Annotated in this window: 11 protein-coding genes and 1 pseudogene; 4 read left to right on the top strand and 8 right to left on the bottom strand. The window is 58.4% G+C overall.

The annotated features are described in order from the left end of the window. Nucleotides 1–133: 133 nt before the first annotated feature. Together T18_RS16785 and T18_RS16780 are read right to left on the bottom strand one after the other, a co-directional pair. Nucleotides 134–496: a hypothetical protein gene (locus T18_RS16785; protein WP_003513347.1), complete on the bottom strand. Its 363-nt coding sequence runs from the start codon at nucleotides 494–496 to the stop codon at nucleotides 134–136. A 211-nt stretch (nucleotides 497–707) separates the two neighbouring features. Beyond that, nucleotides 708–1,340: an outer membrane protein gene (locus T18_RS16780; RefSeq protein ID WP_003513345.1), complete on the bottom strand. Its 633-nt coding sequence runs from the start codon at nucleotides 1,338–1,340 to the stop codon at nucleotides 708–710. 386 nt (nucleotides 1,341–1,726) lie between these two features. Between T18_RS16780 and T18_RS16775 the strand changes: the two genes are divergently transcribed. Both T18_RS16775 and T18_RS16770 read left to right on the top strand, forming a co-directional pair. Next, complete coding sequence (locus T18_RS16775; protein WP_003513344.1) at nucleotides 1,727–2,179, top strand: hypothetical protein; 453 nt, start codon at nucleotides 1,727–1,729, stop codon at nucleotides 2,177–2,179. 202 nt (nucleotides 2,180–2,381) lie between these two features. Continuing rightward, entirely contained in the window at nucleotides 2,382–2,942 is a 561-nt protein-coding gene (locus T18_RS16770) for a dual specificity protein phosphatase family protein (protein ID WP_003513343.1), read from the top strand. 100 nt (nucleotides 2,943–3,042) lie between these two features. Here the strand turns inward: T18_RS16770 and T18_RS16765 are convergent, their stop codons facing one another. Beyond that, complete coding sequence (locus T18_RS16765; RefSeq protein WP_038491700.1) at nucleotides 3,043–4,302, bottom strand: AGE family epimerase/isomerase; 1,260 nt, start codon at nucleotides 4,300–4,302, stop codon at nucleotides 3,043–3,045. Nucleotides 4,303–4,481: 179 nt separating this feature from the next. Here T18_RS16765 and metH point away from each other — a divergent pair, with 179 nt between their 5' ends. Continuing rightward, on the top strand, nucleotides 4,482–8,255 hold the full coding sequence (gene metH, locus T18_RS16760) for a methionine synthase (protein ID WP_038491697.1): 3,774 nt from the start codon (nucleotides 4,482–4,484) through the stop codon (nucleotides 8,253–8,255). Between the two features lie 69 nt (nucleotides 8,256–8,324). On the opposite strand, the gene T18_RS16755 is transcribed toward metH, so the two are convergent. Together T18_RS16755 and T18_RS16750 are read right to left on the bottom strand one after the other, a co-directional pair. After that, nucleotides 8,325–9,656: an MFS transporter gene (locus T18_RS16755; RefSeq protein ID WP_035198632.1), complete on the bottom strand. Its 1,332-nt coding sequence runs from the start codon at nucleotides 9,654–9,656 to the stop codon at nucleotides 8,325–8,327. A 79-nt stretch (nucleotides 9,657–9,735) separates the two neighbouring features. Further along, nucleotides 9,736–10,512: an AAA family ATPase gene (locus T18_RS16750; protein ID WP_038491692.1), complete on the bottom strand. Its 777-nt coding sequence runs from the start codon at nucleotides 10,510–10,512 to the stop codon at nucleotides 9,736–9,738. 200 nt (nucleotides 10,513–10,712) lie between these two features. Between T18_RS16750 and T18_RS16745 the strand changes: the two genes are divergently transcribed. Further along, a complete protein-coding gene (locus T18_RS16745; RefSeq protein WP_038491689.1) occupies nucleotides 10,713–11,357 on the top strand; it encodes a hypothetical protein in 645 nt (214 codons plus the stop codon). Nucleotides 11,358–11,404: 47 nt separating this feature from the next. On the opposite strand, the gene T18_RS16740 is transcribed toward T18_RS16745, so the two are convergent. The 3 genes and pseudogenes from T18_RS16740 to T18_RS27755 all read right to left on the bottom strand — a co-directional run. Then, a complete protein-coding gene (locus T18_RS16740) occupies nucleotides 11,405–12,448 on the bottom strand; it encodes a zinc-dependent alcohol dehydrogenase family protein (RefSeq protein WP_038491686.1) in 1,044 nt (347 codons plus the stop codon). Between the two features lie 75 nt (nucleotides 12,449–12,523). Next, a complete protein-coding gene (locus T18_RS16735; RefSeq protein WP_003513332.1) occupies nucleotides 12,524–13,582 on the bottom strand; it encodes an ABC transporter ATP-binding protein in 1,059 nt (352 codons plus the stop codon). Between the two features lie 13 nt (nucleotides 13,583–13,595). Beyond that, nucleotides 13,596–13,764: pseudogene (locus T18_RS27755) on the bottom strand (ABC transporter permease); the annotation flags it as partial.

Genomic DNA, 13,764 nt, shown 5'->3' with positions numbered 1-13,764 from the left:
TGGTGCGATTCCGTATAGCAAGTCGACACGTCATCGATCATTGCGCATTCCTTGGTTTTTGCTCATCGAACAAAAAATCCGACCAGCCATTTAGACTGATCGGATTGTTCATTACGGACTTTCAGCTATGGGGTCAGTCGCAGACCCGCATGCTTTCGGTGTGCCAGCCGCCATCATAGGAATTGGGAACGCGGCGGTCTTCGAACCAGCAGCGTGGGCGGGGCGGCGGCGGTGGCTCGTAGTAGCGGGGACCGCTGTTGCCGCCGTTAGCGATTGCGCCGCCGATCAGGCCGCCGATAACGCCTGCAGCCAGTCCGCCGGCAATCGCAGCACCATCATTGTGGCGGCGGTGTTCGCGATAGGGCGGTGGGGGCGGGCCGCCACGGTCGTAGCGCGGACGATAGGGATAGTCCTGCGCGGCAGCGGTGCCGTAGGACGCGAAGACGCTGCCGGTGGCAACCAGCGCGGCAAGGGTTGTAAGAATGATCTTTTTCATCGAGGGCTACTCCATAAGCCTGCTTCGGGAGATAGAGGCTCATTATGCCCGCATGATGGCACGGGCCGGCTGAACGGTCCGTGAATATCTCATTTTTGCGATGTTCACATTTCCACGTTTTTAGAGTCTCAGGGCGAAGCTGGTGCGGCGTTCCGACAAAGAAAAAGCCCGGCACTTGGCCGGGCTCTTTTGCTGACGTTTGTCGACGCTATCAGAACTTCACACCAAGGCCGACCTTGACGGTGCTCTGGTCGAAATCGGTGTTGACGCCGAAGATGTCCTTGTCGCCATAGTCATTGTAGCGATATTCAATCCTGCCGAACACATTGTCGGTGAAGGCATAGTCCAGGCCAGCGCCGACGGTGTAACCGTTGAACGTGGTGCTATCCTTGCCGGCGCCAGGCGTTTCTATGAAACCGCGCGTCGCTGTCCAGCCGGCGGTACCATAGATCAAGGCACGGTCGAAAGCGTAACCGACACGACCACGAACAGAGCCCTGCCAGTCGGTGCCGATGTTCACGCCGGCATAGTCATTGTCGTTCCAGTTATAATCGACATCGCCTTCGATACCGAGGACGAAATTATTGTCGAACTGGTAATTGTAACCGGCAAAAGCGCCCAGAATGCCGCCATCGAAACTATCCGACGCGACGGGGCCGCCAGCCGAAAAATCGCCGTTCGCCCAGCCTGCGCCGCCTTGAATACCAAGATACGGACCAGACCAGGTAAATACCGGCAGGGTTTCCTGCGCGACCGGAGGCGCCGGGGTTTCGTAGACGGCATCCGCAGCCATCGCGGTGCTGGCGGACAGGGCCAAGAGTGACGTTACGATCAGCGTTTTCATCGTTTTTCTCCCTGAGCTGATTGACTTCTATAACATATATTAGGTGCATTTAATATGGGTTGGAGATCGGCGGTTCCAAGGGGCAGACTGTTCCCTTGAGTTGCCGGCCTTCCTTGCCCAAATCGCGACGTTTTTTACCGCCCCGTCATGCTGTTCTGATGCGGCGAACGCCTTCAACGGCGTTTGGTTCCTTTCGCCGCCTTGTCAAAGCGACGGAAGCGGGGTCACGCTTGGTTGTCTTGACAGCGAGGGGCACGACCATAGAGTTGTGCCGGTCTGCGGCAATGCCGGTGTTTCGGCACCTGGATAGGGCTGATGTTGCGGGCAGGAATGGGCAAGGGAGGACAGGATCGCATGCGGGTTAGTTTTCATGGGGGAGGGGCGACGTGATTGTCGGAGCCGTTCTCAGTGCCATTCTTCTTCTCACCCTCATCGCGTTTCCGCGGCACCTCAAACCGGTCGTCATCTGCCTGCTGTTGATCTGGGGAACCACCGCCGCCTTTGTCATTTACGACTGGCAGCGCGGCAGCCAGCGGCTCGACCATGTCATTGCGACGGCTAGCTTCGATGCGGCGTGCACGGATGCGGCATTGCCGATCCGCGTCAGCTTCCGCAACGACAATAATGTTGCCGTGCAGCGCCTGACCTATACGCTTGAAGGGTTCGAGCCTGCCTTCCGCGCCTCCGTCGCCTTCGATCCCTATCAGGTGAGTGAAAGGCGGATCGAGGCTGGAGAGACCTTTGCCGCTTGCCGCTCTTTCCGACTGCGCAACAATGAAACGGTAGATCCGCAACGGCTGGAATGGCGCGTCACCATCGTTTCTGCAGAATTCGATTGAACGGCTGTCGCTGCTTCCGACCCTCACGGTTTCTTGAACATTTTCGTGCTGTCGCCTGAACCCCTTGTTTCGCAAGGGGTTCGTAAAGGTGCCCGCGTCGTTGCCGGCCACGCCGAGGCCGCTTTCGCCGTTGCGGGACTTGTTTTCGCCGATTTGCAATGCCACCTGCCCACCCGTCCGATGAATGTTGCGGGTTTAGGTTTTGCGTATAGTTCTGAAGTTTCTGAAAATTGCCGCCATTGGCCTGGTGGCTCTGCCGGTTCTGGCCGGCGCGCATATGGGCATTGGCCAGCTGACCGGAAATTTTCACGAGGTCATCCCCGGCGAACTTTATCGTTCGGCCCAGCCGAGCGGTAAGGACATCACGGCCTATGCCAAGGCCTACGGCATCAAGACGATCATCAATCTGCGCGATGAAAAGCGTGAAGGCTGGTATGACGCCGAAAGCCAGGCAGCGAAAAACAACGGTGTCCGGCTTGTCGATTATCCGCTGAGTTCAAGCGAGAAGGTCTCGGTGGAGGAAGCGGAAACGCTCGTCGCCGTGCTGCGCAACGCTGAAAAACCGATCCTCATCCATTGCGAACACGGCGCCAACCGAACCGGGCTCGCCTCCGCGATCTATGTGAGCGCCGTTGCCGGCAAAAGCGAGGCTGCCGCCGAGTTCCAGCTTTCACCCTATTACGGACATGTGCCGATCCCGGGTATCGGCCGTTATGAAATGTACCAGTCCTGGGATGATTTCGAGGAAACTATCGGATTTTGAGGCGCCTCGATATGCCGACACCCCGGATTTGATCCGGGGTGTCAGCATGATCACGTCCGGTATGACGGAGCGTGTCAGATGCTTCATTCTTGCAGCGGCCTCAATAGGAGCCGCCGCCTTCCTTGATCACTTTCGTCAAACTTCCCGTTGCCGGAAATAGCGGGATCAGGCAGGCCTGAAGCGCGTGGTAGATGTCGCCCTTGCCGGGGAAAAGCGTGTTGGCTGGAATCAGATTTTCCGTCAGCTCCTCGTGCCAGCCGCCATTGTCGTGGTCGATGAAATTGTTGGCGATCGTGCTCCAGATGCGGCGGTAGCTGTCTTCGTAGAATTCGTCCGCCGGCAGATTTTCGTTGAGGAAGTGGGCTGCACCCGCCGCCTCGCACATGGGCCACCAGAGCTTTGCCGTCTTGTCGGGATTGTCGTGCCAGTCGAGCGTATAAAAGAAGCCGCCTTTTTCGCGGTCCCAGCCAAGCGCCATGGATTGCACGAAGAGCGATTTTGCCGCCACCGGCATCCAGTCATGGCGGCGTTCGCCCAGCACCCACAATTGCAGTATGAGGCGCGCCCATTCCAGCCAGTGGCCGGGAGTGGAGCCGGAGGGGCGGAACATTTCGTTGCCACGATACTCCTTGTCGAGCGTCCAGTTCTCGTCAAAATGCTCCGGCACGCGGAAATCCAGCTCACCGGCGCGGCGGCGAATGACGAGATCGGCGATGCGTTCGGCCTTTGTCAGGTAATGGCTGTCGCCGGTCGCCTCGTAGGCGGCCATCAGCGCTTCGGTCAGATGCATGTTGGAATTCTGGCCGCGATAATTGTCGATGGGTGACCAGTCGCGGTTAAATTCCTCGGCGATAGCGCCGTGTTTTTCTTCCCAGAAACGCGTTTCCAGAACCTCGGTGATGTCGGCCAGCATCTTGTCAGCAAGCGGGTGGCCGACAGTTTTGGCGGAGGAAGCGGCCAGAAGCACGAAGGCGTGGCCATAACCCTGTTTGGTGGCGTCCACCGGGCCGCCATCGTTGACCTGCCAGAAATAACCGCCGTGCTCGCTGTCACGATGATTGTTCCAGAGGTAGGTCATGCCGTGGTCGACGATATCGCCGCAGCCCGGCCGTCCGAGCAGGTGGCCGATGGAGAAGCAATGCACCATGCGTGCCGAGGCATGGATGCCGCGCACGGGGTCGTTTTTCTGCAGCGGCGCACCCTTGGCGTCGAGATCGAAGAAGCCGCCGGCGGGATTGATGGCGCGGTACTGGAAGAAGTCGAAAAGCCCATCGGCCTGTTTGACCAGCCACTGGCGATGCCATGGCAAGGTGTTCCAGTTCCGGTTGTTGTGGTCGTCCTCGGGCATTTCGTCCTCCATACGGTTTGCTGCTTCGGCTTATATCCTTGCTGCATAAACCTGTCATCTGTCAGTGAAATTTCGTAGTCTGCCGCAACGACGCAAAGCCATACCTATACCTTGAAGATATATTGACATAAACATATCTTTATGTGACTTGACGGCTTGCGATCTTGCAAATCGAAATGAGGAGTGCGCCCGTGTTTGACGATCTGTTCGGCCCTAAAGGGGCAAAGCGCGACGGCGCGGAAATTTTGCGCGCGCTGCGCCAGGCCGCCAGCGAACGTATCCTCATTCTCGACGGCGCAATGGGCACGCAGATTCAAGGGCTGGGGTTTGATGAAGATCATTTTCGCGGTGATCGTTTTATCGGCTGCGCCTGTCACCAGCAGGGCAATAACGACCTTCTGATCCTGACCCAGCCTGATGCCATCGAAGAAATCCATTATCGCTATGCGATGGCGGGCGCGGATATTCTCGAAACCAACACGTTTTCGTCGACGCGCATCGCGCAGGCGGACTACGAGATGGAAAATGCCGTCTACGATCTCAACCGCGAAGGGGCGCAGATCGTCCGCCGTGCTGCCCAGCGGGCTGAGCGCGAAGATGGCCGCCGCCGTTTCGTTGCGGGCGCTATCGGCCCGACCAACCGCACCGCCTCGATTTCGCCTGATGTCAACAATCCTGGTTACCGTGCCGTCAGTTTCGACGATCTGCGCATCGCCTATGGCGAGCAGATCGACGGTCTGATCGATGGCGGCGCGGATATCATCCTCATCGAGACGATCTTCGATACGCTGAACGCCAAGGCAGCAATCTTCGCCTGTGAGGAGCGCTTCGAGGCCAAGGGCATCCGTCTGCCGGTGATGATATCAGGCACGATCACGGACCTTTCCGGCCGCACGCTTTCCGGCCAGACGCCGTCTGCTTTCTGGAACTCGGTGCGACACGCCAACCCCTTCACCATCGGCCTCAACTGCGCTCTTGGTGCAGATGCCATGCGTCCGCATCTGCAGGAGCTTTCGGATGTGGCCGACACCTTCGTCTGCGCCTATCCGAATGCCGGCCTGCCGAACGAATTCGGGCAATATGACGAAACACCCGAAATGATGGCGCGCCAGGTGCAGGGTTTTGCCCGCGACGGTCTTGTCAACATCGTCGGCGGTTGCTGCGGCTCGACGCCCGAGCATATCCGGGCGATTGCCGAAGCCGTCAAGGATTACAAGCCGCGCCCGATTCCCGAGCACAAGCCCTTCATGTCGCTTTCGGGTCTCGAACCCTTCGTGCTGACCAAGGACATTCCTTTCGTCAACGTGGGCGAACGTACCAACGTCACCGGCTCGGCCCGCTTCCGAAAGCTGATCACCGCCGGCGATTACACGGCGGCGCTGGCTGTCGCCCGCGATCAGGTGGAAAACGGTGCGCAGATCATCGACATCAACATGGATGAGGGCCTGATCGACTCGCAAAAGGCGATGGTGGAGTTCCTGAACCTCATTGCCGCCGAGCCTGATATTGCCCGCGTGCCTGTGATGATCGACTCATCCAAGTTCGAAATCATCGAAGCCGGTCTGAAATGCGTGCAGGGCAAATCGATCGTCAATTCTATTTCGCTGAAGGAAGGCGAGGAGAAGTTTCTCCAGCAGGCGCGGCTCGTCCACAATTACGGTGCTGCGGTCGTGGTCATGGCATTTGACGAGGTCGGGCAGGCGGATACCTATCAGCGCAAGGTGGAGATCTGCACGCGCGCCTACAAGCTTTTGACCGAAAAGGCGGGCCTGTCGCCGGAAGACATCATCTTTGATCCGAACGTGTTTGCGGTAGCCACGGGTATCGAGGAGCACAATAATTACGGCGTGGACTTCATTGAAGCCACCAAGACCATCCGCGAAACCATGCCGCTGACGCATATTTCCGGTGGCGTTTCCAACCTGTCCTTCTCCTTCCGCGGCAATGAGCCGGTGCGTGAGGCGATGCATGCCGTGTTCCTCTACCACGCCATCCAGGTCGGCATGGATATGGGCATCGTCAATGCCGGGCAGCTTGCGGTTTACGACAACATCGATGCGGAACTGCGCGAGGCCTGCGAAGATGTGGTGCTGAACCGCCGCGACGACGCGACGGAGCGGCTGCTTGACGTGGCGGAGCGTTTCCGCGGCACGGGTGAAAAACAGGCGAAGGTGCAGGATCTTTCCTGGCGCGAGCTTTCCGTCGAAAAGCGGCTGCAACACGCGCTGGTCAACGGTATTACCGAATTCATCGAGGCCGATACGGAAGAGGCGCGCCAGCAGGCCGCCCGCCCGCTGCACGTTATCGAGGGGCCGCTGATGGCGGGCATGAACGTGGTCGGTGACCTGTTCGGCTCTGGCAAGATGTTTCTGCCGCAGGTGGTGAAATCCGCCCGCGTGATGAAGCAGGCCGTCGCCGTGCTGCTTCCTTACATGGAAGAGGAAAAGCGCCTGAATGGCGGTGAGCAGAACAAGGCCGCCGGCAAGGTGCTGATGGCGACCGTGAAGGGTGACGTGCACGATATCGGCAAGAACATCGTCGGTGTTGTTCTTGCCTGCAACAATTACGAGATCATCGATCTCGGTGTCATGGTGCCGACGACGAAGATCCTTGAGACGGCCATTGCCGAAAAGGTCGATGTGATCGGTCTTTCCGGTCTCATCACGCCATCGCTTGATGAAATGGTGCATGTGGCGGCGGAAATGGAGCGGCAGGGTTTCAACATCCCGCTGCTGATCGGCGGCGCAACGACGAGCCGCGTGCATACGGCGGTGAAAATCCATCCGCGTTACGAACAGGGCCAGGCGATCTATGTCACCGATGCCTCGCGTGCGGTGGGCGTCGTCTCCGCACTTCTCTCCGCCGAGCAGAAGCCAGCCTATATCGACGGCATCCGGGCTGAATATGCCAAGGTGGCGGAGGCGCACGCCCGCAATGAGCGCGAAAAGCAGCGTCTGCCGCTTTCCCGCGCCCGCGAGAATGCGCACAAGATCGACTGGTCGACCTATAGTGTCGTGAAGCCGCAATTCTTCGGCACCAAGGTGTTCGAGACCTATGACCTTGAGGAGCTGTCCCGTTACATCGACTGGACGCCGTTCTTCCAGACCTGGGAGCTGAAGGGTCGTTATCCCGCTATCCTTGAAGACGAGAAGCAGGGTGAGGCTGCGCGGCAGCTTTATGCCGATGCGCAGGCGATGCTGAAGAAGATCATCGAGGAAAAATGGTTCCGGCCGCGGGCTGTTATCGGCTTCTGGCCCGCCAATGCGGTGGGCGACGACATCAGGCTGTTCACGGATGAAAACCGCTCCGAAGAACTGGCGACCTTCTTCACGCTGCGCCAGCAGCTTTCCAAGCGTGACGGACGCCCCAATGTGGCGCTTTCCGATTTCGTCGCGCCTGTCGATAGCGGCGTTGCCGATTATGTCGGCGGCTTCGTCGTGACGGCGGGTATCGAGGAGGTGGCGATTGCTGAACGCTTCGAGCGGGCCAATGACGATTATTCGTCGATTCTCGTCAAGGCGCTGGCCGACCGTTTTGCGGAAGCCTTTGCCGAACGTATGCATGAGCGGGTGCGCAAGGAATTCTGGGGTTATGCGCCCGAAGAAGCTCTTGCCGGCGATGAGCTGATCGGCGAGGCCTATGCCGGTATCCGCCCTGCGCCCGGTTATCCGGCCCAGCCTGATCATACCGAAAAGAAAACCCTGTTCTCCCTGCTCGACGCTACCAACGCGGCGGGCGTGGAGCTGACGGAGAGTTACGCCATGTGGCCCGGCTCCTCCGTCTCCGGCCTCTATATCGGCCATCCCGAGAGCTACTATTTCGGTGTTGCCAAGGTGGAACGCGATCAGGTGCTGGACTATGCGCGTCGTAAGGACATGCCGTTGGTAGAGGTAGAGCGCTGGCTCGGACCCGTGCTCAACTACGTACCGGTAAACGGTGCCGAGGAGATCGACAGCGCGGCCTGACGTTTCGGCCACCGTTTTTGCAATAAAAAGCGCGGGTCCTGCCCGCGCTTTTTTGTGTCGTCGGTGGGCTTACGACCTTAAGGCCGCCAGTTCCTCTATGCCGACATGGCTTTCGATTTCGCTGCCGCGCAGATAGAGGTAAACGCCGATGCAGAAGGCGAGGGCGGCGATGAACACCAGATACCACGCATGCGCCATTGGATTGACGGCTAGCGCCATCGTTACGCCAATCGGTGTCAGCCCGCCGAAGATGGCATAGGAGACGTTGTAGGCGAAGGAGAGGCCCGAGAAGCGGACCGAGGCCGGGAAGGCGCGCACCATGACATAGGGCACCGCACCCGCCATGCCAACCGACAGGCCCATCACGCCGTAAAGCACGAACATGGTTTCTAGCGATGTGCCGGCATAGCTGTAGAAAGTGAAGGTGGCGATGCCGAAGAAGATGCTGGCGGCCATGAAGAAAATGCCGGAGCCGACACGATCGATCAATGCGCCGGCGATGATGACGCCGAAGATGAGGAACAGCGTGCCGAAGCTGGTGCCTGCCAGCGCCTGCGTCGGTGTGTAGCCATAGAGCTTCTGCAGGAAGGTTGCCGTCATCAGCGTGGTAACGACGATGGCTGCGGACAGAACCCAGGTCAGCAGCGCGGAAATGATCACGCCGCGCATATGGTGCTTCAGCACGAGGCCAAGCGGAAGCTTGTCCGTCAGCGACTTCGACTTTTTCATCTCCATGAAGATCGGAGTCTCTTCCAGCCAGCGGCGCAGATAGACGGCAATCAGGCCGAATATGCCGCCGAGCAGGAAGGGAATGCGCCATGCATAGGCCGCCACATCTTCTGCCGAGAAGAGGGAATTGATGGCAAAGGCAATCAGCGAACCGAGCATGATGCCGAAAGAGAGGCCGGACGTCAGAAAACCGCAGGCGAGCCCGACGCGGCGAAAGGGCACGTGCTCCGCAACGAAGGTCCAGGCACCCGGCACTTCGCCGCCGATGGCCGCACCCTGCAGCATGCGCAGGACGATGAGCAGGATGGGGGCCGCAACGCCGATGGTGGCATAGGTCGGCATCAGCGCCATGCCGAGCGTCGAAAGCGCCATGAGCAGGATGGAGAAGGCGAAGACGCGTTTGCGGCCATAACGATCGCCATAATGCGCGAGAACGATGCCGCCCAGCGGCCGCACCAGATAACCGGCGGCGAAGATGCCGAAGGTCTGGATCATCACCAGCCAATCGGGCATTTCCGGCGGGAAGAACAGATGGCCGATGACGGTGGCGAAAAACACGAAAATGATGAAATCGTAGAACTCCAGCGCGCCGCCGAGGGCCGAAAGGCCGAGAGTTCTGTAGTCCTGCCTGTTCAGGGGCCGGGCAGCTGCCGGTGTGGTGGTGGGAGACATAAGCCTGCTTCTTTTTCTAATTCACATGTTGCTAATGGGCATGCGGCAAGCGATGCGCGATTTCAAGCCTTATCAGCTCCTAATCGCTCAGGAATTTTGATGGACGATCAAGAAAGCGCCGCAGGAAACTGATGTTTTCCAGCTCATCATAAAGACGCTCGGTGATGCCGCTCTCGTCGAAGTAATAAATCGTCGCTTCGGGAATGGCCAAGAGTACCGGCGAATGGGTTGCGATGATCAACTGCCCGCCACTATCTGCCGTGTGACGGACGAGGGCTGCAAGCTCCAGCTGCTTTTGCGGTGAAAGAGGGCTTTCCGGTTCATCGAGAAAATAAAGGCCGGCGCCGTGCAGGCGCTGCTGCATGATATCGAGAAATCCCTCGCCATGCGAACGCCGGTCTATGACGTTGCTTCTAACGATATGCCTGAAAGTGTCCGGTGTTTCCTCGGGAAAATCTTCGCCTCTTTTCAGGGCTTTTTCCCGCTCCCAGCGAAAGTCATCCAGGGTTTCTTCATTCTGCTTGCGGATGTAGCCAAGCACGTCTTCTGCGCGCATGAACATGCGGATTTTCGGGTATTTCTTGCGGGCGAAATAGAATGCCTTGGCCACGGTTTCCGCATGCTGAAGATAGAGGTCGCCGGCAACCTGTCCATGATTGCCGATGGCATAGGCCGTCATTCCGGCCGCCAGCCCTTCCAGCAGCGTGGATTTGCCGGAGCCGTTATTGCCGGCGAAAAAGGTGATCGGCGTCTTGAATTCGAGGCGTTCCAGCTGGCGCAGCGCCGGAACGGTAAAGGGGTATTCGTCCCTTCGGTCCGGAGTTTCCTTCATGGTCACGCTGTCGAGAAACAGCATTTTCAATCCTCTTTATCGATGCTTCTTTTTCTGTGCGTCCGTTTGCGGCGGAAGAGGAGTATATTATATTGGTGTATATTATAAGTATCAAAATTACATCTGTGTATTTTCAAAGTAATTAAATGAATAGTCATCGATTAAATTTTATATTAAGGCGATTGTAGAAATATATCCCGATATTTTTGTATTGCGGGGGAGATATGAATCAGATTGCGCTGGTTTACGTCGCCATGATATTTTTGTTCGCGTCTGCTGTGGATGCCGATGCCAAGCGTTTTCGGTTTTTTGCGGTGCCTGGCTTCAGTCGCGGTGAGACGATCGACAGGGTCTACGACTTGCCCAATCAAACGACTTTCGTGGTGGAAGGGAAGTTCTTTGACCTCGGCTATCTGAACAGCAGTAGTGGCGACGCTTATGTTCTTTATAATGGCGACCAATACGTGAAGTTGGACGAGGTGGGCCTTAAGGGCATTTCCAGTATGCTTGGATTTGACCCTACCGTCGAGGACCGCAAAAAACGTGCGGCGGCTTCGGAGGCGGCTAAGCCTATAGGGAGACTGATAGGTGGGTTTGTGCTGCTCGTGGGCCTGTTCGTGCTCCTGCGCAGGGGCATTCGCTGGTACTATCGGTCGGGTAGCAGAAACGCTCGTCTCGAGCGTGAAGATATCGAGGAGGTCGTCGAATTACCGGAACCCCGTCCGCCGACCATACGTCAGCAACGTGCTCCAGTTACCCAGGATTATACGCCCGCTCTCAATGAGGTTGCACCGCCGACCAGAAGACCGGAGGCCGCGCCAAATCGCGCGGGGATGGCAGTCCGGCCGTTCGGACGCAGGAATGCCTGATGCCGTCTAGACAAACGGCATTTTCCGGGACGTTCCGGCTGTGACTGTTATTCGAACCGGTCGATGATGCTGATGCCACTTTCCTGGAAACGGTCCATGGCGGGAAGGGCGGTGATGGCATCGGAAAGGGTGATGTGGCGGCCGATCAGTTTTTCGGGCGCGAGCTTACCGCTCTCGATCATCGCCAGCATGTCTTCGTAGCGCCATGCCTGCATGCCGTGGCTGCCGTAAATCTCCAGCTCGTGGGCAATCACCCGGGCCATGGGGATGGCTGGCATGGCGTGATCGGCCAGCATCAGCCCTACCTGAACGTGGCGCCCGCGCCGGCGCAGGTTGCTGATGGAATTGCAGCAGGTCTGCGGGTGGCCAAGCGCGTCGATAGAGACATGCGCGCCGCCGCCGGTCACACCGCGCACCGCCTCCGTGACGTCGGCAACCGAGCGGCTGTTGATGGTGGCGGTTGCGCCGAGTTGGCGGGCAAGTTCGAGCTTGTCTTCCGCAATGTCGATGGCGACGACCTGAGCGCCGAGGCCTGCGCCAATCATGATGGCGGAGAGGCCGACGCCGCCGCAGCCATGTACCGCCAGCCACTCGCCGCCTTTCAGGCGACCCTGGTCCGTCACAGCCCGGAAGGACGTGGCGAAACGGCAGCCGAGACCGGCGGCAGTGGCGTAGCTCATCGTATCAGGCAGATGAACAAGGTTCTGGTCCGCGTAATCGATGGCGACATATTCGGCGAAAGAACCCCAATGGGTGAAGCCGGGCTGGAACTGCGTTTCACACACCTGTTGATTGCCGGAGCGGCATTCATGGCAACGGCCGCAGCCGGAAACGAAGGGAACGGTGACACGGTCGCCTGTCTTGAACCTGGTAACGTTCTTTCCGACCGCAGCGATAACGCCGGCGAATTCGTGGCCGGGGACATGCGGCAGGCGAATATCCGTATCGTGGCCCATCCAGCCATGCCAGTCGCTGCGGCAGAGGCCCGTCGCCTTCACTTCGATGACCACGCCGCCATCGGTCGGTTCCGGATCAGGCAGGGATGCCACAATCGGGGTCTCGCCGAACAGTTCGTAAAAAAGCGCGCGCATCCTGGCCTCACATCGTCGGTAAGCAGATTTGAATTATACCTGCTCTATCTGCTTCCGACGCTGGAGAAAAGCCATTTAATCTTTGATCACCATAAGATCACCAGCCGCGAATTTAAGCGTTACTTGTTCGCCAAGGGCGGGCGGTGCGGTGCCGGGATCGTTGAACATGTCGAAAGACAAGGTCGAACCGCCAAGATCAAGACGGGTTCGGATGACCGAACCCAGGAACTGGCTTGAGGTGACGATACCGGAAATAGCGACGTCTCCCTTTGCGTCAGCCCCGAGAGCTCCTGCTTCCGGGCGCAAGGCCAGGGTGATTTTTTCACCGTTTGCAACATCGACCGGCTTGTGGAGCGTCACGTTCTGCTCCCCGACACGGATCGTGCTGGTAGAGGAATCGACGACGGTTGCGTCGATCAGGTTCAGCGTGCCGACGAAGGAGGCGACAAACCGGGTCGCGGGCTTGTTGTAGATATCGAAGGGCGAACCGATCTGGTCGGCGCGGCCGGAATTCATGACAACGATACGGTCGGAGATCGACAGGGCCTCTTCCTGATCGTGGGTCACGAAAATTGTGGTGATGCCGAGCTTTCTCTGGATCTGGCGGATTTCTTCGCGCAGCGATACGCGGATCTTGGCATCGAGCGCGGAAAGCGGCTCGTCCAGCAGAAGCACTTCCGGCTTCGGGGCCAATGCGCGGGCAAGCGCCACGCGCTGCTGCTGGCCGCCTGACATCTGGTAGGGGTAACGATCCGCCAAATGCTCCAGATGGATGAGCTGGAGCATTTCCTTCACGCGTGCATCGATCTCGGCTTTCGGCTTGCCGGCGACTTTGAGCCCGAAGGCGACATTTTCGTAGACGTTCATGTTGGGGAACAGCGCATAGGCCTGAAACACCATGCCGATATTGCGCTGGTTGGGCCTGAGCGTCGTCTGGTCCTTGCCGTTGATGACGATCGATCCGCCGGTCGGGATTTCGAAACCGGCGATCATGCGCAGCACGGTGGTCTTGCCGCAGCCCGACGGGCCTAGAAAGGAGACGAACTCGCCCTTTTCGATGGCCATGTTGAAATCATGGACGACCTGTACGGAGCCGAAGGATTTCTTGATATTGCTAAGTGTCAAAAAGCTCATGAAAATCTTGTCCTCAGGCCTTGGGAGGCGCGCCCTTCTGGTAGCGTGAAACGAGTTGGATCAACCCAAGGCAACCCCAGGTGATGCCGAAGGAGATCACGGCAAGTGCAGCCGGTTCATAGGCGCGGTTGGCGCCAAGCAGCTGCATATAGGGGCCAAAGGCCGGGCGGTTCAAAAGGGCG

Origin of the sequence: Rhizobium sp. TBD182 (assembly GCF_001950375.1) — a bacterium.
Taxonomy (GTDB): Bacteria; Pseudomonadota; Alphaproteobacteria; order Rhizobiales; family Rhizobiaceae; genus Agrobacterium; species Agrobacterium tumefaciens.
Note: the sequence above shows the minus strand (reverse complement) of the source record. Positions and strands in the feature narration are given on the sequence as shown.

What these genes read in the sequence shown, in the direction of transcription:
- T18_RS16785 (WP_003513347.1), bottom strand. Translation starts at nt 496, where the DNA reads ATGAAAAAGATCATTCTTACAACCCTTGCCGCGCTGGTTGCCACCGGC.
- T18_RS16780 (WP_003513345.1), bottom strand. Translation starts at nt 1,340, where the DNA reads ATGAAAACGCTGATCGTAACGTCACTCTTGGCCCTGTCCGCCAGCACC.
- T18_RS16765 (WP_038491700.1), bottom strand. Translation starts at nt 4,302, where the DNA reads ATGGAGGACGAAATGCCCGAGGACGACCACAACAACCGGAACTGGAAC.
- T18_RS16755 (WP_035198632.1), bottom strand. Translation starts at nt 9,656, where the DNA reads ATGTCTCCCACCACCACACCGGCAGCTGCCCGGCCCCTGAACAGGCAG.
- T18_RS16750 (WP_038491692.1), bottom strand. Translation starts at nt 10,512, where the DNA reads ATGCTGTTTCTCGACAGCGTGACCATGAAGGAAACTCCGGACCGAAGG.
- T18_RS16745 (WP_038491689.1), top strand. Translation starts at nt 10,713, where the DNA reads ATGAATCAGATTGCGCTGGTTTACGTCGCCATGATATTTTTGTTCGCG.
- T18_RS16740 (WP_038491686.1), bottom strand. Translation starts at nt 12,448, where the DNA reads ATGCGCGCGCTTTTTTACGAACTGTTCGGCGAGACCCCGATTGTGGCA.
- T18_RS16735 (WP_003513332.1), bottom strand. Translation starts at nt 13,582, where the DNA reads ATGAGCTTTTTGACACTTAGCAATATCAAGAAATCCTTCGGCTCCGTA.